The organism is Sphaerisporangium sp. NPDC005288, from assembly GCF_040607475.1.
Lineage (GTDB): Bacteria > Actinomycetota > Actinomycetes > Streptosporangiales > Streptosporangiaceae > Sphaerisporangium > Sphaerisporangium rhizosphaerae.
The window spans coordinates 1-20510 of record NZ_JBEXGT010000062.1 but is presented as its reverse complement, the minus strand read 5'-3'; the positions used below and the strand labels follow the sequence as shown (position 1 = coordinate 20510).

The 20510-nt window shown below is 72.7% G+C and carries 19 protein-coding genes; 9 read left to right on the top strand and 10 right to left on the bottom strand.

From position 1 onward, the window contains the following. Positions 1-38: 38 nt before the first annotated feature. The 3 genes from ABZU32_RS37210 (at position 39) to ABZU32_RS37200 (ending at position 4019) form a co-directional block, all read left to right on the top strand. The gene (locus ABZU32_RS37210) at positions 39-1853 is read left to right on the top strand and encodes a cation acetate symporter (protein WP_354930499.1); all 1815 of its coding nucleotides are present in this window, start codon (positions 39-41) and stop codon (positions 1851-1853) included. 230 nt (positions 1854-2083) lie between these two features. Beyond that, entirely contained in the window at positions 2084-2416 is a 333-nt protein-coding gene (locus tag ABZU32_RS37205) for a DUF485 domain-containing protein (protein ID WP_354839570.1), read from the top strand. After that, positions 2409-4019 carry a cation acetate symporter gene (locus ABZU32_RS37200; protein ID WP_354839573.1) on the top strand — a complete coding sequence of 537 codons (1611 nt, stop codon included), beginning with the start codon at positions 2409-2411 and terminating at the stop codon, positions 4017-4019. Before ABZU32_RS37205 ends, ABZU32_RS37200 begins: the two co-directional genes overlap by 8 nt. A 131-nt stretch (positions 4020-4150) precedes the next feature. Here the strand turns inward: ABZU32_RS37200 and ABZU32_RS37195 are convergent, their stop codons facing one another. The 3 genes from ABZU32_RS37195 to ABZU32_RS37185 form a co-directional block, all read right to left on the bottom strand. Further along, positions 4151-5368 (bottom strand): sulfite oxidase, encoded by a 1218-nt coding sequence (locus ABZU32_RS37195; protein ID WP_354930496.1) that lies wholly within the window; start codon positions 5366-5368, stop codon positions 4151-4153. 117 nt (positions 5369-5485) lie between these two features. After that, positions 5486-7174, bottom strand: a complete 1689-nt coding sequence (gene polX / locus ABZU32_RS37190; protein ID WP_354930493.1) for a DNA polymerase/3'-5' exonuclease PolX — start codon at positions 7172-7174, stop codon at positions 5486-5488. Between the two features lie 129 nt (positions 7175-7303). Then, entirely contained in the window at positions 7304-8278 is a 975-nt protein-coding gene (locus ABZU32_RS37185; RefSeq protein WP_354930490.1) for an aldo/keto reductase, read from the bottom strand. A 162-nt stretch (positions 8279-8440) separates the two neighbouring features. Between ABZU32_RS37185 and ABZU32_RS37180 the strand changes: the two genes are divergently transcribed. Both ABZU32_RS37180 and ABZU32_RS37175 read left to right on the top strand, forming a co-directional pair. Then, the gene (locus ABZU32_RS37180) at positions 8441-8941 is read left to right on the top strand and encodes a glyoxalase (RefSeq protein ID WP_354930487.1); all 501 of its coding nucleotides are present in this window, start codon (positions 8441-8443) and stop codon (positions 8939-8941) included. A 189-nt stretch (positions 8942-9130) separates the two neighbouring features. Continuing rightward, positions 9131-9568, top strand: a complete 438-nt coding sequence (locus ABZU32_RS37175) for a hypothetical protein (protein ID WP_354930484.1) — start codon at positions 9131-9133, stop codon at positions 9566-9568. Here the strand turns inward: ABZU32_RS37175 and ABZU32_RS37170 are convergent, their stop codons facing one another. Genes ABZU32_RS37170 through ABZU32_RS37155 form a run of 4 tightly spaced genes read right to left on the bottom strand, consistent with a single transcriptional unit; the run spans position 9569 to position 13029 of the window. Beyond that, positions 9569-10507 carry an asparaginase gene (locus ABZU32_RS37170; RefSeq protein WP_354930481.1) on the bottom strand — a complete coding sequence of 313 codons (939 nt, stop codon included), beginning with the start codon at positions 10505-10507 and terminating at the stop codon, positions 9569-9571. A 45-nt stretch (positions 10508-10552) separates the two neighbouring features. Beyond that, positions 10553-11407 carry an amino acid ABC transporter permease gene (locus tag ABZU32_RS37165; RefSeq protein WP_354839591.1) on the bottom strand — a complete coding sequence of 285 codons (855 nt, stop codon included), beginning with the start codon at positions 11405-11407 and terminating at the stop codon, positions 10553-10555. Beyond that, positions 11404-12048, bottom strand: a complete 645-nt coding sequence (locus ABZU32_RS37160; RefSeq protein ID WP_354930478.1) for an amino acid ABC transporter permease — start codon at positions 12046-12048, stop codon at positions 11404-11406. The genes ABZU32_RS37165 and ABZU32_RS37160 overlap by 4 nt, the downstream gene beginning before the upstream one ends. Positions 12049-12060: 12 nt before the next feature. Continuing rightward, positions 12061-13029, bottom strand: a complete 969-nt coding sequence (locus tag ABZU32_RS37155) for a glutamate ABC transporter substrate-binding protein (RefSeq protein ID WP_354839597.1) — start codon at positions 13027-13029, stop codon at positions 12061-12063. A 112-nt stretch (positions 13030-13141) separates the two neighbouring features. On the opposite strand from ABZU32_RS37155, the gene ABZU32_RS37150 reads away from it, so the two are divergent. Then, positions 13142-14287 (top strand): ROK family protein, encoded by a 1146-nt coding sequence (locus ABZU32_RS37150; RefSeq protein WP_354930475.1) that lies wholly within the window; start codon positions 13142-13144, stop codon positions 14285-14287. 60 nt (positions 14288-14347) lie between these two features. Here the strand turns inward: ABZU32_RS37150 and ABZU32_RS37145 are convergent, their stop codons facing one another. After that, positions 14348-15322 carry a magnesium transporter CorA family protein gene (locus ABZU32_RS37145; RefSeq protein WP_354839603.1) on the bottom strand — a complete coding sequence of 325 codons (975 nt, stop codon included), beginning with the start codon at positions 15320-15322 and terminating at the stop codon, positions 14348-14350. Positions 15323-15345: 23 nt separating this feature from the next. Next, complete coding sequence (locus tag ABZU32_RS37140) at positions 15346-15675, bottom strand: spore germination protein GerW family protein (protein ID WP_354839606.1); 330 nt, start codon at positions 15673-15675, stop codon at positions 15346-15348. A gap of 93 nt (positions 15676-15768) precedes the next feature. Between ABZU32_RS37140 and ABZU32_RS37135 the strand changes: the two genes are divergently transcribed. Further along, positions 15769-16734: a GNAT family N-acetyltransferase gene (locus tag ABZU32_RS37135; protein WP_354930472.1), complete on the top strand. Its 966-nt coding sequence runs from the start codon at positions 15769-15771 to the stop codon at positions 16732-16734. Here ABZU32_RS37135 and ABZU32_RS37130 read toward each other — a convergent pair. Then, a complete protein-coding gene (locus tag ABZU32_RS37130; protein ID WP_354930469.1) occupies positions 16731-18131 on the bottom strand; it encodes an MFS transporter in 1401 nt (466 codons plus the stop codon). The genes ABZU32_RS37135 and ABZU32_RS37130 overlap by 4 nt on opposite strands. Positions 18132-18234: 103 nt before the next feature. On the opposite strand from ABZU32_RS37130, the gene ABZU32_RS37125 reads away from it, so the two are divergent. Both ABZU32_RS37125 and ABZU32_RS37120 read left to right on the top strand, forming a co-directional pair. After that, complete coding sequence (locus ABZU32_RS37125; RefSeq protein ID WP_354930466.1) at positions 18235-19092, top strand: helix-turn-helix transcriptional regulator; 858 nt, start codon at positions 18235-18237, stop codon at positions 19090-19092. A gap of 164 nt (positions 19093-19256) precedes the next feature. Then, positions 19257-20459 carry a LacI family DNA-binding transcriptional regulator gene (locus ABZU32_RS37120; RefSeq protein ID WP_354930463.1) on the top strand — a complete coding sequence of 401 codons (1203 nt, stop codon included), beginning with the start codon at positions 19257-19259 and terminating at the stop codon, positions 20457-20459. Positions 20460-20510 lie beyond the last annotated feature (51 nt).

Genomic DNA, 20510 nt, shown 5'->3' with positions numbered 1-20510 from the left:
TGTGCCGGGGACAGCTCCGGGAAACGCCGACCCCGGACATGCCGGGGTGGCGGTCTCCGGCGGCGCACCTCGGCGGCGCCGGCTCCGGCGAGCCCGACCTCCGTCCGGGCGGGAGCACGGCGCTGAACGCCGGGCTCGGGGTGGCGGCGGTGGTGGTGGTCATGGTGGCGGCCATCCTCATCGGGGCCTTCGGCCTGCGGCTCTCGCGCACCACCTCCGACTTCTACGTCGCCTCGCGCACCGTCTCGCCGCTGTGGAACGCCTCGGCGATCGGCGGGGAGTACCTCTCGGCGGCCTCCTTCCTCGGCATCGCCGGCCTGATCCTCGCCTACGGGGCCGACATGCTGTGGCTCCCGGTCGGCTGGACCGGCGGCTACCTGGTGCTGCTGGTGCTGGTGTCGGCGCCGCTGCGCCGCTCGGGCGCCTACACGCTGCCCGACTTCGCCGAGGCCCGGCTGGAGTCGATGGCCGTGCGGCGCATGGCGAGCGTCCTGGTGGTGCTGATCGGCTGGCTGTACCTGATGCCGCAGTTCCAGAGCGCCGGCCTGGTGCTGCGCACGATCACCGGCGGCCCCGCGTGGGTGGGCGGCCTGCTCGTGGCCGTCGTCGTCGCGGTCAACGTCCTGTCCGGCGGGATGCGCTCGATCACCTTCGTCCAGGCCTTCCAGTACTGGCTGAAGCTGACCGCCCTCGCCCTGCCCGTGGTGTTCCTGCTGTTCGCCTGGTACGCGCACGGCAGGCCCGCGCCCGAGGGGGACGCGCCTCCGGTGTTCGCCGCCCCGGTCACCGTGACGATGGGCGTCGACGTCACCATCGGCGTCCAGCGGCCGGTCGAGGTCACCGCGAAGGGCCGGGTGGACGGCCGCGTCCTGCGGGGGGAGCGCCTCACGCTGACGCCCGGCCCGCACACCGTCACCGCCGACACGACGCTCGGCTTCCCCGCCGGGGCCCTGGTGCCGCACGCCGAGAACCTGCCGGTGCTCACCGACCACGAGTGGGCGCTGCCCCTGCACGGCCGGGAGCACCCGCTGTACGCGACCTACTCGCTCATCCTGGCCACCTTCCTCGGCACCATGGGACTGCCGCACGTCCTGGTGCGCTTCTACACCAACCCCGACGGGCGGGCCGCCCGCCGCACGACCCTCGTCGTGCTGACCCTGCTCGGGGCCTTCTACCTGCTGCCCGCCATCTACGGCGCGCTCGGCCGCCTCTACACCCCCGAGCTGCTGATGACCGGCCGCACCGACGCGGTGGTGCTCACCCTGCCCGCGCGCCTGGTCGGCGGGACGGCGGGCGAGGTGCTCGGCGCGCTGGTCACGGCCGGGGCGTTCGCCGCGTTCCTGTCCACCTCCTCCGGGCTCGCGGTGTCGGTGGCGGGCGTCATCGGCCAGGACATCCTGCGCGGGGGAGTGCAGTCGTTCCGCGCCGCCACGCTGATGGCGGTGGCCGTGCCGCTGGTGCTGGCGACCTCCGCCCGATCTCTCGCCGTCGCCGACGTGGTCGGCCTGGCCTTCGCGGTCGCCGCGTCCTCCTTCTGCCCGCTGCTGGTGCTCGGCATCTGGTGGCGGCGGCTGAGCGCCGCGGGGGCGATGGCCGGTCTGCTCACCGGCGGCGGCCTGGCCAGCACGGCCGTGATCGCGGTCATCACCGGCGGCCCGTACACCGGGTGGACCGGGGCGCTGCTGGCCCAGCCGGCGGCCTGGACGGTGCCGATCTCCTTCGCCGTCATGATCGTCGTGTCGCTGCTGACGCCCGGGGGCGTTCCGCGCGGCGTCGCCCGCACGATGGTGCGGCTGCACACGCCCGAGACGCTCGACGTCAACCGCGGCGACTGGCGGCCCCGCTCCACCTGAGCCCACGCCGCCGGGACCAGGGGGGTGGGCGGTCGTGCGCAGGGGGCCGTTCGCCGTAGCCAGGGGCGCGGCGACCATTCGTCGCAGGGATCGCGCCTTTGGGCGCAGGTCCGCGCCAGATGAGCGATCCTTCGGTACGACTTGGCGACCGCATGCCCCGCACCCCTGCGCAGCGGCGGGTGGGTGCTTCTACGGTATGGCGTGATTCAGATCACAACGTTGGAGGTCTCGTGACCACTCGACAAGACGAGTCGTCCGAATACGAACAGGTGCAGGCCGGCGCCGATTTCCAGGAGTTGCGCCGCCGTTACCGCAGTTGGGCGTTCCCGGTGACGATCGCCTTCCTGGCCTGGTACCTGCTTTACGTGATCCTGTCCGGCTGGGCGCGCGGGTTCATGGGCACCAAGGTCTTCGGCAACGTCAACGTGGCGCTGATCTTCGGCGTTCTGCAGTTCGTGTCGACGTTCCTGATCGCGTGGGCGTACGCCCGGCATGCCGACAAGAAGCTCGACCCGCTGTCGGGCAAGCTGCGCGACGAGATGGAGACCACGACCCATGAGTGACCACGCGCTGTCGATCACCCTTTTCGTGATCTTCGTCGCCGCGACGCTGGGCATCACGTTCTGGGCGAGCCGCAACACCAAGAGCGCCACCGACTACTACGCGGGCGGACGCTCGTTCACCGGTGTGCAGAACGGCCTGGCCATCGGCGGCGACTACATGTCGGCCGCGTCCTTCCTCGGCATCGCGGGCATCATCGCGCTGTCGGGTTACGACGGGTTCCTCTACTCGATCGGCTTCCTGGTCGCCTGGCTGGTGGCGCTGCTGCTCGTCGCCGAGCTGATGCGCAACTCCGGCAAGTTCACGATGGCCGACGTGCTGGCCTTCCGGATGAGCCCGCGCCCGGTGCGCACGGCCGCCGGCGTGTCGACGATCACGGTCAGCATCTTCTACCTGCTGGCCCAGATGGTCGGCGCGGGCGCGCTGGTCGGCCTGCTGTTCGGCATCACCTCCGACGCCGGCAAGATCGGCACCATCGTGGTGGTCGGCCTGCTGATGATCATCTACGTGGTCGTCGGCGGCATGAAGGGCACCACCTGGGTGCAGATCGTCAAGGCCGTGCTGCTGATGACCGGCGCCGCCCTGGTGACCCTGCTGGTGCTCGGCCACTTCGGGTTCAACCTGTCGAGCCTGCTCGGCAACGCGGCCCAGCAGAGCGGCAAGGGCGACGCCTTCCTCAACCCGGGCCTGAAGTACGGCGTCGAGGCCAAGGGCCTGGTCAGCAAGCTGGACCTGATCAGCCTCGGCCTGGCCCTGGTGCTCGGCACCGCCGGCCTGCCGCACATCCTGATCCGCTTCTACACCGTGCCGACCGCCAGGGACGCCCGCAAGTCGGTCCTGTGGGGCATCGGCATCATCGGCGTGTTCTACCTGCTCACCCTCGTGCTCGGCTTCGGCGCCGCCGCGCTGGTCGGCAGCAAGGCCATCGCCGCGCAGAACAAGGCGGGCAACACGGCGGCTCCGCAGCTGGCGCAGAAGGTCGGCCAGCTCATCTTCGGCGACGTCGGCGGCACGATCCTGCTCGCGGTCATCGCCGCGGTGGCGTTCGCGACGATCCTCGCCGTGGTGGCGGGCCTGACGCTGGCCTCTTCCTCCAGCTTCGCCCACGACCTGTACGCGCACGTCTTCAAGCGGGGCAACGCCACCGAGCAGCAGGAGATCAAGGTCGCCCGCATCGCCGCCTTCGCCATCGGCGCGGTGTCGATCGTCCTGGGCATCTTCGCGCAGAACCTGAACGTGGCCTTCCTGGTCGCGCTCGCCTTCGCGGTCGCGGCCTCGGGCAACCTGCCCGCGATCCTCTACAGCCTGTTCTGGAAGCGGTTCAACACCGCGGGCGCGGTCTCGGCCATCTACGGTGGCCTGGCGTCGGCCGTGCTGCTGGTGATCTTCTCGCCGGTGGTGTCGGGCACGCCGACCTCGCTGTTCCCCGGCGCGGCCTTCAACTGGTTCCCGCTGGAGAACCCCGGCCTGGTCTCGATCCCGATCGGCTTCCTGGCCGGCTACATCGGGACGGTGCTCAGCAAGGAGTACAACGCGGCCAAGTACGCCGAGATCGAGGTGCGGTCGCTCACCGGCGCCGGCGCCGAGAAGGCGACCGGCCACTGAGAACCCTCCGGGGTGGCGCCTTCGGGTGCCTCCCCGGAGCGCTGGGGACATCCTCCCTCAGCCGCCCCGGCCGCGGGTCCGCCCCCAGGAAGACCCCGGCCGGGCTTCGCCGCGGGCGCCCGGCGCCCGTTTCAGGAGATGACCGTCACCGGGTGCTGGACGACGCCGTCGAAGTGGTAGCCCAGCATGTTGAACCGCGCCCGCGCCGGCTGGGTGGCCCCGGTCTCGTCGACGGCCCTGGCCATCAGGATGTGCGCCCCCGGCCGCCTCGGCACCCAGGCCAGGTGCCAGGGCGCCCACGCCCGCGCCGGGCGGGGCCCGCGGGTCTCGGCGCGCTGCCAGCTCAGGCCGCCGTCCACGCTCACCTCGACCCGGACGACGCGGCCGCCGCCCGACCACGAGCGGCCGCGCAGGATGTGTTGCCGCCCGGCCCGCAGCGTGGCGCCCCACGGCAGCTCGAAGGCGCTCTTGACCACCTGGTCGCTCAGCGGGGCGCCGCCGGGCGGGTGGCCGGGCCCGAACATGCGGTAGAAGCGGGTGTTCCACGGCGAGGAGAGCGCGGTGGTGGCGACCTCGATGTCGCCGAGCCACTTGATCGAGGCCACGCCGCTCCAGCCGGGCACCACCAGGCGGGCGGGGAACCCGTGGTCGGGCGGCAGCGGCCTGTCGTTCATCTCGTAGGCCACCAGCACGTCCGACAGCGCCTTGGCGATGGGCAGCGGACGGCGCACGTGCCCGTGGTCGACGCCGTCCTCGACGTACACCGGGTCGAGGCCCCGCGGCATGACGTCGACCGCGTCGGCGCGCACCCCGGCCAGGTCCAGCAGCGTCGACAGCGGCACGCCGCGCCACCGGGCGACGCCGATGGCGCCGAGCCGCCACGGGATGCCCGCCATGCGCTGGTCCTGCTGGAGGTCGAAGAAGGCCCGCCCGTTGCCGGCGCACTCGATGGCGACGTCCGCGGTCGTCGCGGGCAGGGCCAGCAGGTCCTCGTAGGTCAGGGTGCGGGGGGCACGCAGCCCGTCCCCGTGCAGCCGCAGCCGCCAGGTACGCGCGTCGATGAGCGGCGTGGCGGTGTGGTCGCGGACGAAGAAGCGGTCGTTCGGGGTGTGGTACCCCTGACCGTGCATGGCCTCCCAGCGGGTCTCGGCGCTGGAGCCGTAGGTGATGAACAGGTCGGGCGGCAGCGGCTTGACGATGGGCCCCGGCGCCGCGGGGAACGCCGCCGGCGCCTCCGCGGGGGGCGCTGAGGGCGCGCGGCGCATCCGGGGGACCGGCGCGGCGCTCCTCGCGTGTCCCGGGGCGGGTCTGGTCCTGGTGGCCTCGCCGGTCCGGTCTTCGAGTTCCATGGGGGACCCCCCGTCCGGTCAAACTTGTACCAATTTCCTACCAGGAAACCATGTTATAGGTCCAGTCTACTCCGCGCGCGCCTCCGGCGGGAGGCCCCCGGGCGCGGAGCGGGGCGCTCAGTCGCGCCCGAGGAACTCCAGCAGCCGGTCCAGCGGCCAGGTGTTGATCACGTCGTCGCCGGTCAGCCCCGCCCGCTGGGCGATGCCGACGCCGAAGCGCAGATTGTCCATGTGCGGCACGGCGTGGGAGTCGCTGTCGATGCTGAACCGGACCCCGTGGTGGCGGGCCAGCCGCACCAGGTCGGAGGGCAGATCGGCGCGGTCGGGATAGGCGTCGATCTCCAGCGCCGTCCCCGTGCGGGCCGCCGCTGCGAAGACGGCCTCCCAGTCGGCGTCCACCGGCGGGCGCTTGCCGATCTTGCGGGTGGTCGGATGGCCTATGACGTGCACGTGCGGGTTCTCACAGGCGGCGACGAACCGGCGGGTCATCTCCTCGCGCGACTGGGTGAAGTGCGAGTGCACCGAGGCCACGCAGATGTCGAAGCCCGAGAGCACCTCCGCCGGCCAGTCGACCGTGCCGTCGGGCGCGATGTTCAGCTCGGTGCCGTGCAGCAGCCGCATGCCCGGGTGCTCGTCCTGGAGCCGGCGCAGCCGCTCGCGCTGCTCCAGCATCTTCTCCAAGGTCATCCGCTGCATGAACAGGTTCGGCGCGTGGTCGGTCACCGCGTAGTAGGCGTACCCGCGCCGCGCCGCCGCCGCGACCATCTCTTCCAGTGTCGCGATGCCGTCGGTCAGGTCGGTGTGGGTGTGCAGGTCGCCCTTGAGGTCCGAAAGCGTGACCAGCTCGGGCAGCGCGCCGCGCAGGGCCGCCTCGACCTCCCCGCCGTCCTCGCGCAGCGGGGGCGGCACCCACTGCATGCCGAGCGCCGCGTAGATGTCCTCCTCGGACTTGGCGGCGATCACCGTCTCGCCCTCGAACAGGCCGTACTCCGACAGCTTCCAGCCGCGCTTGACGCACATCTCGCGCAACCGCACGTTGTGCTCCTTGGAACCGGTGAAGTACTGCATCGCCGCGCCCCACGACTCGGCGGGCACCAGGCGGAGGTCCACCTGGAGGCCCTGCGTCGTGCGCACCGAGGTCTTCAGCGCCCCGCTCGCGATGACCTCCGCCACGTACGGCTGCGCCTTGAAGTCGGCCATCAGCGACTCGGGGCCCACCGCGAGGACGTCGATGTCGCCGACCGTCTCCTTCATGCGGCGCAGCGACCCGGCGAAGGCGATCTGCTCGGCGGCCGGGAGCGAGGCGATGACCCGCTCGGCCAGCTCCATCGCCACCCCGGCGTGCACCCGCTCGCCGGCCCGCCTGAGCTGCTCGATGCCCTTGAGGAGGTTCTCCTCGGTCTTGGCGCCGAACCCGCGAAGGCCCGCGAGCCGGCCCTGCTCGATCGCCTCCGCCAGCGCCTCGGGCGAGTCGATGCCGAGTTCACGGAAGAGGAACACGGCCTTCTTGGGCCCGAGGGAGGCGATGCGCGTGAGCAGGCGCACCCCCTCGGGCACCTCGGCGCGCAGGGCGTCGAGCTGGCGGAAGCTGCCCCGCTGCAGGAACTCCTCGACCTTCTTCGCGATCGCCTCGCCGACGCCGGGCACCTCGCGGACGTTCACCCGCGAGATGTCCCCGGGATGGCCGGCGATGGCCTTGGCGGCCTTCTGGTAGCTGCGCACCCGGAAGGCGTCGCCGCCGGTCATCGCGAAAAGATCGGCATACTCCTCAAGCGCCGCCGCAGCGGCGTCGTTGGCCCGCCCCATGGGGGCCAGCTTACGAAGGCCCCCCGACAATTCCGCCCCCGGGACCCGCCGACGCGCCTTGGGCCTTCGCATGGGCGAGCCCGCCTCCCGAAGGAAGGCGGGCTCGAGGGACGTTCCGCGCGTGCGGCGTCAGTGGATCACCGAGCGGGTGATGTAGGGCTCGGCGAGGTGGGTCAGTTCCTCTTCGGTGAGCTTCAGCTCGACCGCCGCGACGGCGTCGTCTAGGTGGTGCTCCTTGGTGGCGCCGACGATCGGGGCGGTCACGCCGGGCTGGGAGAGCAGCCAGGCCAGCGCCACCCGTGCCGCGGGGACGCCGCGCTTGCCCGCCGTCTCGGCCACCCGGGTGAGGACCTCGGCGTCGCCCGGCCCGCCGTACAGGTGCTCGATGCGCCAGTCGACGCCCGAGCGCGTCGTCCCCTCCTGCGGCACGTCCGCCCGCGCCAGCAGCCCGCGCGCCAGCGGGCTCCACGGGATCAGCCCGACCCCCTGGTCCAGGCAGAGCGGGATCATCTCCCGCTCCTCCTCCCGGTAGAGGAGGTTGTAGTGGTTCTGCATGGTCACGAACTTCGTCCAGCCGTTGACCTCGGCCACGTGCTGGGCCTTGGCGAACTGCCAGGCGTACATGGTGGAGGCGCCGATGTAGCGCGCCTTGCCCGACCGCACGACGTCGTGCAGCGCCTCCATGGTCTCCTCGATGGGGGTGAAGTCGTCCCACCGGTGGATCTGGTACAGGTCCACGTGGTCGGTGCCGAGCCGCCGCAGCGAGGCGTCGATGCCGTCCAGGATGTGCTTGCGCGACAGCCCGCCGTCGTTGGGCCCCTTCCCCATGGGGAAGAAGACCTTGGTGGCCAGCACGTAGTCCTCGCGGCGCGGGAAGATCGTGCGCAGCAGCCTGCCGGTGACCTCCTCGCTGGCGCCCTCCGAGTAGGTGTCGGCGGTGTCGAAGAACGTCACGCCCGCCTCGGCGGCCCTGCGCACCAGCGGCTCGCTGTGCTCCTCGTCCAGCACCCAGTCCTGCCAGCGCGCCGGATCCCCGTAGCTCATCATCCCGAGGCAGATGCGCGAAACCTTCAGCCCGGTCGTGCCAAGCCTGACATATTCCATAATCGATCCCTCCTCTTGGACATCTCACCACGAACGCCCGGAAGGTCGGCCACCATCGCCGACCTTCGCGGCATCGCTCCGTGGTACCGGTGAGGCCCGGGGGCATGAGACTGATCGCTACCATGGCACGGTCAACATGCCGGGGAAGCCAAACGAGGTGTCATGACGACCGAAGGTCCGCGAGCGGTGAGCCCCTCCGAGCCGCTACGGCCGGAGCCGCTCCCGTCCCAGCCGGTCCCATCCGGGCCGGTGTCGTCCGCGGAGAGCGCGGCCGGCGCGGTCGCCGCGGCCACCGCCTTCGGGCTCGGGTTGCACCATGTGCAGCTCGCGTCGCCGCCGGGGGAGGAGGAGGTGTGCCGGGGGTTCTACGTGGGCGTCCTCGGCATGACGGAGGTGGACAAGCCGCCGGAGCTGGCCGCCCGGGGCGGGCTGTGGGTGCGCGCGGACGCGCTGGAGATCCACCTTGGGGTCGAGGAGGACTTCCGGCCCGCGCTCAAGGCGCATCCCGGCATCCTGGTGGCCGACCTGGACGCGCTGGCCGAACGGCTCACCGCCCACGGCGTCGCCATCACCTGGGACGACGCCTTTCCCGGGTACCGCCGCTTCTACGCCGCCGACTGCCACCGCAACCGCCTGGAGTTCCTCACTCCCCGCACCGGCTGACGCCCGGCCCTGCGTCGCCACCGACCGGCGCGCCCGCCGCTCCCGCCGCGTCGAGGCGGCGGTGCCAGGGTACGGCGGAGCCGGCCTCCGGCCTGGCCGTCACGTCGCGGGTTGGCCCGGCCCGGCGGCCCGGAGCAACTCGGCGAAACATCGTTGCCGGATTTGGTGCGATATTTCTAGCTTCGTTCCATGAGTCTTCCTGGTGAGCCCGCCAGTGCCGATCCTGGACGTGGCGGCGAGCGATTACGGCGGCATCCGGCGGCGCGAGCCGCCCACCGGCTGTGCCGGACGCTGGAGCGGCACGGCATCACCGCCGAGGTCCACGAGGGCAGGGGCCTCGCGCTCGTGTCGGTCTGCGTGGACCTGGTGGCCTGGACCGACGGGTCCTGCTACTTCTGGTGGTCGGGCGAGGTGTCGGAGGCGACCGGCCGCCGGACCTACAACTACAGCCCGGCCGGCGACCCGGTGACCGCCGCCCGCCGCGTCGCCGACCGGTACACCACCCTCCGCCACGGCCGCCCCACCCCCTCCTCACCCGAGCCGGTCCCCGCCCTCTCCCGGCCCGAGCCGGTCCCCGCTCTCTCCCGGCCCGAGCCGGCCCCCGCGACGGCCCCGGCCTTCCGCTGATCAGAGGGTGGCGTGGACCTCGCCGACGGGGCGTCCGCCGCCGAGCACGGGAACGGTGGTGAAGGACTCGGCGCCGGCGGTCGCGGCGCCGATCTCCGCCAGGGCGGCCAGGGCGATCGCCGAGGTCGCGCGCGGCCCGCCGTCGATCACCTTGACGGCCACCGCGTGCCCCTCCGAGGTGGCGGCCACCAGCACTCCCTCCGCGCCGCCCTTCACCACGGTCCCCGGCAGGGCGCGCATCAGCTCGGTGTTGACGTGCCCGGTGCCCCCGACGTACTCGGGGTGGGCGCGCATGGCGTCGGCCACGGCGCGCTCGGGCGTGCCCTGCGGGGCGACGGCGAGCGCCCGCACGGCGCGGGCCAGGCCGGCCAGGGAGAGCGCGAACAGCGGGGCGCCGCAGCCGTCCACGGCCGTGTGCGGGCTCTTCTCGCCCGACAACCGCTCGACGGCCGAGCGCGCCCGCCGCTGGAGGGGGTGGGCGGCGGTGAGGTAGGAGGCGGTGTCCCAGCCTGCGGCGGCGCAGGCCATGAGCATCGCCGCGTGTTTGCCCGAACAGTTCATCCGCACCCTGGCGCGGTCCTCACCGGCCCTGACCATGGTGTGCCGGGTGGTCTCGTCCTCGGGCCAGTCGGCGGGGCAACCCAGCGCGGAGGGGTCGAGTCCGGCCTCGGCGAGCATCGCGCGGACCAGTTCGGCGTGGAAGTCCTCGCCGGTGTGGCTCCCGGCGGCGATCGCCAGGCGCGGGCCCGCGAGGGCCGCGCCGGACTCCAGGCAGGCCAGGGCCTGGAAGGGCTTGGCCGAGGACCGGGGGAGCATCGGCTCGTCCACGGCGCCGCGCGCGAGCGCCAGGGCGCCGTCGGGCGCGAGGGCGGCGACGCTGCCGAAGTGGACGCTCTCGGTGAAACCGGACCTGACGACCTCCGCCAGACGCGCGTACATGTGGTGCCTTTCTCGAAGGGGAAAAGGGGGGGCGGGGGGCGCCGGTCAGGCGTGGAGGGCCGCCTCCGGGGCGCCGGAGGCGGCCGCGGCGGCGCGCCGGGCGGCGCCGGCCTGGCGGGCCTCCAGCGTACGGGCCAGCTTGGACAGCGAGGCGTTCACCACCAGGTACACCAGGGCGACGACGATGTAGGTCTGGATGAGCAGGTGGTTGAAGTTGGCCAGGATCTTGCCGCTGTAGAGCAGTTCGGCGTAGCTGACGACGAAGCCCAGCGAGGTGTCCTTGAGCAGCCCCACCGACTGGCTGACGATGGACGGCAGCACGCGCCGGGCCGCCTGGGGCAGCACGATGAGACGCATGGTCTGCCCGCGCGTCAGCCCGACCGCGAGTCCGGCCTCGCTCTGGCCGCGCTCCACCGACAGGATGCCCGCCCGGAAGATCTCGGCGAAGGCCGCCGCGTTGGACACCGACAGCGGCACCGCGAGCTTCCAGAACAGCGGCAGGTCCAGCCCGTACCGGGGGAGCGCGAACAGCACCACGTAGACCAGCAGCAGCGCCGGGATCGTCCGGACGACCTCGACGTAGCCCCCCGCGGCCCAGCGCACCGGGCGCCGCGGCGACAGCCGCCCGAGCGCGAGCACCAGCCCGCCGGCCATGGCCAGGACGGCGCAGACCGCGGCCGCCAGGACGGTGGACCACAGGCCGCCGAGCAGGTAGCGCCACATCGGCCAGGTGGCGTAGGGCTGCCAGCGGGCGGCGTCGAGCTGGCCGTTGGCGGCGAACTGGCGCACGGCCAGCGCGAGCAGGGCCAGCAGCGCGAGCGCCGTGAGGTAGGTGGCGGCGCGGGTGCGCCGCCGGGCGCGCGGCCCGGGCTCGTCGAACAGCAGGCGGCCGCCGCTCATCGGCGCACCGCCAGTCTGCGTTCGAGCACGCCGGTGACGAAGCCGGCCAGCGACGACAGCAGCATGTAGGCCACTCCGGCTCCCACGAAGATCGGGATCGGCCGGGCCTCGACGAGGTTGACCCGGTTGGCGGCGGCGGTCAGCTCCACCACGCCGACCGCCGCCGCCAGCGAGGTGTTCATCGTGAGCATGATGAAGATGTTGCCGAGCGGCTGGACGACCGTGCCGAGCGCCTGGGGGAGCACCACGTGGCGCAGCGACCCGGTGAACCCCAGCCCGAGCGCCCGCGCGGCCTCGCCCTGCCCGGAGGGCACGGCGTTGATCCCCGAACGCAGCGCCTCGGCGACGTACGCGGCCTGGTACAGCGCGATCACCACCACGGCCGTCGTGAACAGCCCCGCCTGCACGCCGATCTCCGGCAGCCCGAAGACCGCCAGGATCAGCAGCACCAGCAGCGGAATGTTCTGCAGCGTCTCCACGTAGACCGTCCCCGCCGCGCGCAGCACCGGTACCGGGCTGACGCGCGCGGCGGCGACGAGGGTCCCGGCCACGGACGCGCCCGCGAACGCGAGCAGCGTGAGCTGCAGGGTCACGAGCAGGCCGTCCCACAGCGCCGGGAGGTTGCCGGTCAGGGCGTCCATCGGCGGCGGCGCCTAGGAGCCGGGGACCGAGCCGATGGCCGGCGGCGCCGGCGGCTCGCCCTGCACGACCGTGCCGATGGACTTCTTCCACGCCTCCTGCCACAGCCCGGCGTCCTGGATCTTCTTCAGCCAGTCGTTGACGAACTTCTTCATCTGGTCGTCGCCGTGCTTGAGCCCGATGCCGTAGGGGTCGGTGGTGAACGGCTCGCCGACCACCTGCACCTCGGGGTCGCTCTTGCCGTCGGCGACCAGCAGCGACTGGTCCTGGACGTAGGCGACGCCGCGGTCCTGCTTGAGGGCCTGGATGCACTCGGGGTCGCTGCCGAAGGTCACGATCTTGGCGTTCGGGGCGACCTTCTTGATGGCGGGGATGGCCGGGGTGTTGGCGCCGGCGATGACCGTCTTGCCGTCGAGGTCCTCGGGCTTGGCGATGCCCGTCGTGCCCTTCTTCACCGCGACGGCCAGGCCGGAGGTGTAGTACGGCCCGGCGAAGGCGACCTGCCGGGCGCGCTCGGGAGTGATCGTGTAGGTCTGGAAGACCACGTCCACGGTGCCATTGGACAGCAGCGCCTCGCGGGTCTCCGACGCCGAGTTGACGATCTTGACGCTGGGCTTGCCGATGATGTACTTGGCCAGCATCTTGCCCAGGTCGGCGTCGAAGCCCTCGACCTGGCCGGTCGCCGGGTTCTGCTGGGAGAGCAGCGGCGCGTCCAGCGAGCCGCCGACGAGCAGCTCGCCGCGCTTCTTGATCGTGTCCATCGTCGAGCCGGCCGGGATGTCGGCGGCCGTCGCGACCGGCGCCGAGGGATAGGGGTCGCCCGCCTGGGCGCCGGCGTCGCCCGCGGGGGCGGGCGGGACGGCGGGCGAGCCGTCGCCGCCGGAGCAGGCCGCCGCCCCGGCCAGCGACGCCACGGCCATGACGGTGAGCGCCGCGCGGCGCGTGCGGGACAGTGCTGAGGCGTTTCCGCGCAGCTGGATCATCACTTACCATCCGACTTCATTCGGAATCGAATTTTGATCGGACGATAGAGGTCGATGTCGGCCGAAGTCAATCGATTGCCGCATTAAGTAACATCGTGGTATTCATCTCGTTGTGTCAGGCAAAGGAGAGCTGCTCCGTCTCGTCGCGCTAGGCCAGGCCGAGTCCCGCGCCGAGTTGGCCCGGCATTCCGGCCTCGCCCCCTCCAGCGTGTCTCTGCGGGTGGAGGAGCTCATCGACGCCGGCCTGCTCCAGGAGGAGGGCGCCGGGCTGTCCACCGGCGGCCGGCGGCCCCGGCGCCTCAAGCTCGCCCCCAAGGCGGGGCTGCTCGCCGTCGCCGACCTCGGCAGCCACCACGCCCGGCTCGGCCTGGTCGACCTCGCCGGCACCCCGCTGGCCGTCGTCGAGCACGCCTGCGACATAGGGGCCGGGGCGGCCCCCACCCTCGACTGGCTCGCCGCCCGGGTGGAGGAGCTCGTCGCCGCCTCCGGCGGCGGCCTGCCGGTGCGGGGCGTCGGCGTCGGGGTCCCCGGCCCGGTCGATCCGGTGGACGGCACGGTGATCTCCCCGTCCCGCATGCCCGGCTGGAACGAGTTCCCCGTCGGCGCCCACCTGGCCGAGCGGTTCGACGTCCCCGTCCTGGTGGAGAACGACGCCAACCTGATGGCCGCGGGCGAGCACCTGGCCTGGCCGGGATGCGCGAACCTGATGGTGCTCAAGGTGGGCACCGGCATCGGCTGCGGCATCATCGCGGACGGCAGGCTGCATCGCGGGCGCGGGGCCGCCGGCGACATCAGCCACGTCAGCGTGCGCGCCGACCGGTCGGTGATGTGCTCCTGCGGGCACTCCGACTGCCTGGAGGCCTACGCCAGCGGCGCCGCGCTGATGGCCGCCCTGGCCGGCCAGGGCATCGAGGTGGACCATCCGGCCCGCATCGCCCGGCTGGCCGCCGACGGCGTCCCCCAGGCCACCAATCTCGTGCGCGGCGCCGGGCGGCTCATCGGCGACGTGCTCACCGCGCTGGTCAACTTCTTCAACCCCGACGCCGTCGTGATCGGGGGCAGCCTGTCGGCGGCCGAGCAGCTCATCGCCGCCGTGCGGGGAGCGGTCTACGAGCGGTGCCTGCCGCTGGCCACGCGCGACCTGCGGATCGACGTCACCCGCGCCGGGCCGAACGCCGCCATCCTCGGCGCGGGGTCGCTGCTGCGCGACGTGGTGCTGTCGGGCGACTGGGTCGAGGAGGCCTCCGCCCGCCCCTGACCGGCCCCCTGACCGGCCCGCTGACCGGCCTCGCTCCTGACCGGCCCCGCGCGAGGGCCGCTAGATCCAGTCCTTCTTGCGGAACACGACGTACAGGATCGCCGACGCCACCACGATCAGCAGGCTGGAGGTCCAGAAGCCCTCGGCGTGGGAGAACCCCGGGAAGGGGATGTTCTGCCCGTAGAAGCCGGTGATCAGCGTGGGCACGGCGATGATCGCCGCCCAGCTCGTCACCCGCTTCATGATGTCGTTCATGCGGTAGCCCTGCAGGTTCAGATGGGTCTCGTAGACGTTGCCCACCAGGTCGCGCAGCGACTCGGTCCATTCGGACACCCGCAGCACGTGGTCGTAGACGTCCTGGTAGTAGGGCGCCATCTCGGACTCCACCACGCCCAGGTCGCGGCGCATCAGGCTGGTGAGCACCTCGCGCATCGGCAGCACGACCCGCCGGAACCGCACGGTGGTGCGGCGGACGTCGAACATGCGCCGCTGCATGCCCCGGTTGTTGCCGGGCCGCTCGGTGAACAGCCCGTCCTCCAACGCCTCCACCCGGTCGTCGAGCGCCTGGGCGACGTCGAAGTGACCGTCCACCACGTAGTCCAGCAGGGTGTGCAGCAGGAAGGACACCCCATGCCCCGCCTTGCCCGGGCTGGCGTCCCAGCGCGCCGTGATCGCGTCGATGTCGCACGAGTCGTCCGAGCGCACGGTGACCAGCGCGTTCTTGGTCACGAAGACCGAGAGCTCGGTGAGGTGCAGCGCCGTCGCGTCCTCTCCCAGCCGGACGGCGTACAGCGTGAGGAACAGGTGGGTCTCGTAGATGTCCAGCTTGGGCCGTTGATGGGGGTGCAGGACGTCCTCGACGGCGAGCTCGTGCAGCCCGAGCTCCTCGCTGATGACCGCCAGCTTCTCCGGCGTGGGGGACAGCAGGTCGAACCACACGGTCGCCGAGGGGTCCTTGAGGTGCTCGGAGACATCGGCGTAGGGGAACCCCTCGGCCTCTAGAACGCCATTGCGGTACAGGCGGGTGCGCACCATGCCCGCCACCCTAGACCCGCACGTCAAGAGCGGCGCAGACCGGCCCGCAACACGAAGACGATCAGGGCCAGACCGGCGAGGATCTGCGCGCCGAGCACGATGCGGTTGACGTCCACGGCCGGCGCCCACGAAACCTCGCCGTCCCTGACGACGTACGCGCCGACCGGGCGGGCGATCGCGCCGCCGCCCCCGCCCATGCCGCCGCGCACCTGGCTTCCCACGTCGCCCTGGCCGAAACCGCCGCCGGCGCGTACCGAGACCGCCGGGATGACGGTGGCGCCGTCCTTCTCGTACGGCTGCCCGTACACCCGCTGCGCCCCGGAAAGGTGCTCGAAGAACTCCCGCAGTTCCATGCCCGCCTCCGTGATCGAATCGCCTCTAGGGTCATCATGCCTCTCCCGGCCGGCACGCACTCGGGATCGAGCCGGTACGGATAGAAAGGGGATGTGAACGAGCACGAGAACGCGGACGGCGTCCGCCCAGGGGTACCAGGGCCCGGGGACGGCGCCTTCACGCGCGCGTACGAGATCCGCCGGCCGGCGCCGCACGACGCCCCCGCCGTCTACGAGGTGGTGTCGGCCTGCGACACCGCGGTGCTGGGGCATCCCGACATGACGCCCGACGACGTGGCCGACGTGCTGGCCGACCCGGCGCTCGACCTGGAACACGACGCCTGGCTGGTCCTCCGGCGCGAGGACGGCGGTCCGGCCGGCTGGGCGTACGCCCTGCGCCAGGGGGAGGACGTCGTGGAGATCGAGGTCTGCTCCCGCGAGGAGGAGGTCCGGGCCTGGCTGTGGGACACCGTGCTCGACCGCGCCCGGCGCGTCACCGCCGAGATCGCGGTCTACCGGCAGGACGAGGCCAAGCGGGCCGAGGCCGCCGCGCGCGGGTTCGCGCCGGCGACGAGCTTCCACCGGCTGCGCGCCGACCACGCCGAGGTGGAGCCGGGCTCCCTCCCCGGCGTCACCGTCCACCCGGCGGCCGGGTCGGAGGAGCGGATGCGCGCCGCCCACCGCGTCCACCAGGAGGGTTTCGCGGAGCATTTCGGGTTCGTCCCCAAGGAGTACGCCCGCTGGAAGGCCGACTTCGAGGCCTCCAGCACCCACGACTGGTCCCAGCTCATGCTCGCCGAGGTGGACGGCGTGCCGGCGGCCATGCTGCTCGGGTCGGACATGTTCGCCGCCGACGAGAACTGCGGATACGTCCGCATCCTGTCGGTGCTGCCGGAGTTCCGCGGCCGGGGGCTCGGCCGGCTGCTGCTCAAGCGGGCCTTCGCCGCCGACGCGCGCCGCGGGAGGGCCGGGACGTACCTGCACGTGGACGCGGGCAACACCACCCCGGCGCTCGACCTGTATCTGTCGGTCGGCATGCGCCCCGTCCTGGCCATCGACGTCTGGCGCCGACCCCTCTAGGAGACGCGGGAGCGGCGCAGCAGGGGCAGTACGCACGCCGCGCCCACCAGCGCGCAGGCGGCCAGGCCGAACCCGGTCACCCCGATCGCGTGCGAGGAAGGGATGAGGCTCAGGTACAGCGAGCCGAAGGTCGCCACGCCCATCACCTGGCCGAGCTGGAGCGTCGTGGACATCAGCCCGCTCGCGTCCGGCGCGTCCCGCGGCTCCACGCCGGCCAGGGCGACGGTGAACAGCGGGCTGTAGGCCAGCCCGAGACCGGCTCCGGTCACGGCGAGCAGGATCTCCAGCAGCGGCTCGCCCCGGCCGCCGCCGCCGAACACCAGGGACAGGCCCGCGTAGCCGAGGGCCGCGAGCGCGAACCCGGCGAGGATCAGGCCGCGGTGCATCCGGGCGGGCAGGCGCCGCCAGGTGAGGCTCACGACCGCGAACCCCGCCGCGCCGGGCACGAAGGTCAGGCCCGCGCGCAGCGGCCCGTCGCCGATCCCGCCCTGCAGGTGCAACGCCACGGTGAACAGGAACCCGCCCCAGGTCACCATCGCGAAGAAGACGCCGAGCACGCCGGGGAGCAGGCCGGGGGCGCGCAGGAGCCGGCCGGGCACCAGGGGATGCCGAGCGCGCCGCTCCGCGACGGCGAAGACGCCGAGCAGCGCCACGCCGGCCGCCATCGAGCACCAGCCCCACAGCGGCCAGTGCTGCTCGTGCCCGAGGACCAGGGGGATCACCAGCAGCGACACCGCCGCCGACAGGGAGAGCAGTCCGGGCAGGTCGAGCCCCTGGTCGCGCGGCACGTGGTCGGAGGGCAGCATCCGCGCGCCGGCGGCGAGCAGTGCGAGGCCGATCGGCACGTTGACCAGGAAGACCGGGCGCCACTGGGTGCCGAACAGGTCGGCGGTCACCAGCAGGCCGCCGAGCACCTGCCCGGCGACGATGCCGCCGGCCAGCACCGCCGAGTAGGCGCTGAGCGCCCTGGCCCGCGCGGCGCCCGTGAAGTTGAGCTGGATGATGCTGAGCACCTGGGGCACCATGAAGGCGGCGCCCGCGCCCTGCGCCAGGCGGAACCCGATCAGCGCGCCCTCGGAGCCGGCCAGTCCGCAGGCCAGGGACGCGGCGGTGAACAGGGCCAGGCCGAGCAGGAACATCCGGCGCGGGCCGGACAGGCCGCCCAGCCGGGCCCCGGTGATGAGCAGCATGGCGTAGGCGATGGTGTAGCCGGAGATGATCAGTTGCAGGCCGGAGCCCGAGGCGCCGAGGGCGGCGCGGATCGTCGGGGCGGCGACGTTGACGATCGACACGTCGAGGATCGCCATGAACTGTCCCGCCAGGACCACGGCGAGCGTCCATCCCGGGCCGCGCCGGGACCGCGGGACGGCGGGGGCGAGCGTTGCTACGGAGGTCATGCCAGGAATCGTCGGGCCGTTCCGGTACCGGTAACGAGAGCCTGCCGATCCTGGTAGCGGCACTACCTGGCAAGACGCCGCCCTCCGCGCCATCATGGACCCCGTGACGAGGACGGTTTCCAGGCGGGGGGAGCTCGCGGCGTTCCTGCGCAGCCGGCGTGAGCGCATCGCCCCGGCCGACGTGGGCCTGCCGCCGGGCCTGCGCCGCCGCACGCCGGGGCTGCGGCGCGAGGAGGTGGCCCAGCTCGCCGGGGTCGGCGTCACCTGGTACACCTGGCTGGAGCAGGGCCGGCCGATCAACGCCAGCGTCCAGGTGCTGGACGCCATAGCCCGCACGCTGAGACTCGACACGGCCGAGCGCGAGCACCTCTACCGGCTCGCCGATGTGCCCGAGGTGCCGCAGAACGACAGCTGTGGCCGGCTGGAGCCCGAGGTGCACACCATCCTGGGGAACCTCGACCCGCTCGCGGCCGTGGTCTACAACAGCCGCTACGACGTGCTCGCCTGGAACTCCACCTACGCCCTGCTGTTCCCGGCGCTGGTCGTCGGCGACCCGCCCGAGCGCAACGCCATCTGGCAGTGCTTCACCTGTCCCGAATGCTGCAACCCGGTGCGCAACCTCCAGGACGAGCGCGGTCTCATGGTGGGCATGCTGCGCGCGGCCTTCGGACGCCACCTCGGCGAGCCGTCGTGGGTCGACTTCGTCCGCAGGCTCTCGGCGGCCAGTCCCACCTTCGCCCGGATGTGGGCCAGCCACGACGTGGCCAAGCCGGGCACGCGCATGAAGATCTTCCAGCGGTCCGGCGTCGGCCTGGTCCGCATGGCCTCCACCAGCCTGACCCTGGCCACGCCCCCGGAGACCCGCGTCGTCGTGTACACGCCCATGGACGACGAGAGCCGCGGGCGCATCGAGTGGCTTCGCGCGCACCCGGACGTTGCGGCCGGCGACCACACCCACTGACCGGGGAGAACCGACGGCCGGTGCCGGGTCTGTCGTGGTTTATCCGATCGTGACTTGACGGCGGATGTGACGCGCGAGTTACATGAACCTACCCCCGTAAACGTTTTCAGTGGTCTTTCCGAACATCTGTAAACGTTTACTCTTCCCCTGGACCGAGGTGACACGTGAGTGACGGGCCGACCATCACGACGATCGCCCAGCGCGCCGGCGTCTCCATCGCCTCGGTGTCGCGCGTCCTCAACGGCCTGCCCACCAAGGCCGAGACCGAACGGCGGGTGATGAGCGCCGCCCGCGAGCTCGGCTACGTGCCGAACTCGGTGGCCAGGTCGCTGAAGTCCCGCCGCAGCAACCAGCTCGGGTTCGCCATGGCCGACATAGGCAACCCGGTGTACCTGGCGATGATCCGCGAGATCCAGCCCGTGCTGAGGGCGGCCGGCTACCGCCTGGTCCTGCACTCCACCAACGCCGACACCGATGACGAGATCGACGTGCTGCGCGGGCTCGGCGAGCGGTACATCGACGGGCTCATCATGATCCCGCTGCGGGTGACCGGCGAGCACCTGAAGATGTTCGCCGCGGCCCGCGCGCCCGTCGTGGTCATCGGCTCGGTCCCCGAGGGCACCCCGGTCGACAACGTGCGCACCGACTCCCGCGAGGGCGTGCGGCTGGCCGTCGAGCACCTCCACGGCCTCGGCCGCCGGCGCATCGGCTTCGTCAACGGCCCGCTGGACACCGTGCCCGGCGCCGCCCGCGCCGCGGCCTACGCCGAGGCGGTGCGCGCCCTCGGCCTGCCGCACGACCCCGCGCTGGCCGAGGTCGGCGATTTCTACCGCGCCGACGGCGCCCGCGCCACCGCCCGGCTGCTCGAACGCGCGCCGGACGTGGACGCGCTGCTGTGCGCCAACGACCTGATCGCGCTCGGCGCACTGGACGTCCTGCGCCGCGAGGGACGCCGGGTGCCGCAGGACGTCGCCGTGGCCGGCATGGACGACACCGACCTGGCCACGCTCGCCTGGCCCCCGCTGACCAGCGTGTCGCTCGGCTCGCCCGAACGCGGCCGCGCCGCCGCCGAGCTGCTGCTGGACCGGCTGGCCAGCAGGGACCGCGAGCCCCGCGTCGTCACCGTCGAGCCCCGCCTGGTCGTCCGCGCCTCCACCGCGGGGGACGACGCCCCCGGCGAGCCGCCCGCCGTAGACGCCTCGACCGTAGACGCCTCGACCGTAGACGCCTCGACCGTAGACGCCTCGACCGTAGACGCCGCGGCTCGCGACACCTCGGCTCGCGACACCTCGGCTCGCGACGTTTCGGCCGTCGACGCCTCCGCCGTCGAAGAGGCCGTCGGCGACTCGGGGAGGGAGGCGCCGTGACCATGACCGCGCGGACGACCCGGCGGCCCGCGGCGGGCCGGCGCGCCGGCG

What these genes read in the sequence shown, in the direction of transcription:
- ABZU32_RS37210 (WP_354930499.1), top strand. Translation starts at nt 39, where the DNA reads ATGCCGGGGTGGCGGTCTCCGGCGGCGCACCTCGGCGGCGCCGGCTCC.
- ABZU32_RS37200 (WP_354839573.1), top strand. Translation starts at nt 2,409, where the DNA reads ATGAGTGACCACGCGCTGTCGATCACCCTTTTCGTGATCTTCGTCGCC.
- ABZU32_RS37195 (WP_354930496.1), bottom strand. Translation starts at nt 5,368, where the DNA reads ATGGAACTCGAAGACCGGACCGGCGAGGCCACCAGGACCAGACCCGCC.
- polX (WP_354930493.1), bottom strand. Translation starts at nt 7,174, where the DNA reads ATGGGGCGGGCCAACGACGCCGCTGCGGCGGCGCTTGAGGAGTATGCC.
- ABZU32_RS37185 (WP_354930490.1), bottom strand. Translation starts at nt 8,278, where the DNA reads ATGGAATATGTCAGGCTTGGCACGACCGGGCTGAAGGTTTCGCGCATC.
- ABZU32_RS37180 (WP_354930487.1), top strand. Translation starts at nt 8,441, where the DNA reads ATGACGACCGAAGGTCCGCGAGCGGTGAGCCCCTCCGAGCCGCTACGG.
- ABZU32_RS37175 (WP_354930484.1), top strand. Translation starts at nt 9,131, where the DNA reads ATGAGTCTTCCTGGTGAGCCCGCCAGTGCCGATCCTGGACGTGGCGGC.
- ABZU32_RS37170 (WP_354930481.1), bottom strand. Translation starts at nt 10,507, where the DNA reads ATGTACGCGCGTCTGGCGGAGGTCGTCAGGTCCGGTTTCACCGAGAGC.
- ABZU32_RS37165 (WP_354839591.1), bottom strand. Translation starts at nt 11,407, where the DNA reads ATGAGCGGCGGCCGCCTGCTGTTCGACGAGCCCGGGCCGCGCGCCCGG.
- ABZU32_RS37160 (WP_354930478.1), bottom strand. Translation starts at nt 12,048, where the DNA reads ATGGACGCCCTGACCGGCAACCTCCCGGCGCTGTGGGACGGCCTGCTC.
- ABZU32_RS37155 (WP_354839597.1), bottom strand. Translation starts at nt 13,029, where the DNA reads ATGATCCAGCTGCGCGGAAACGCCTCAGCACTGTCCCGCACGCGCCGC.
- ABZU32_RS37145 (WP_354839603.1), bottom strand. Translation starts at nt 15,322, where the DNA reads ATGGTGCGCACCCGCCTGTACCGCAATGGCGTTCTAGAGGCCGAGGGG.
- ABZU32_RS37140 (WP_354839606.1), bottom strand. Translation starts at nt 15,675, where the DNA reads ATGGAACTGCGGGAGTTCTTCGAGCACCTTTCCGGGGCGCAGCGGGTG.
- ABZU32_RS37130 (WP_354930469.1), bottom strand. Translation starts at nt 18,131, where the DNA reads ATGACCTCCGTAGCAACGCTCGCCCCCGCCGTCCCGCGGTCCCGGCGC.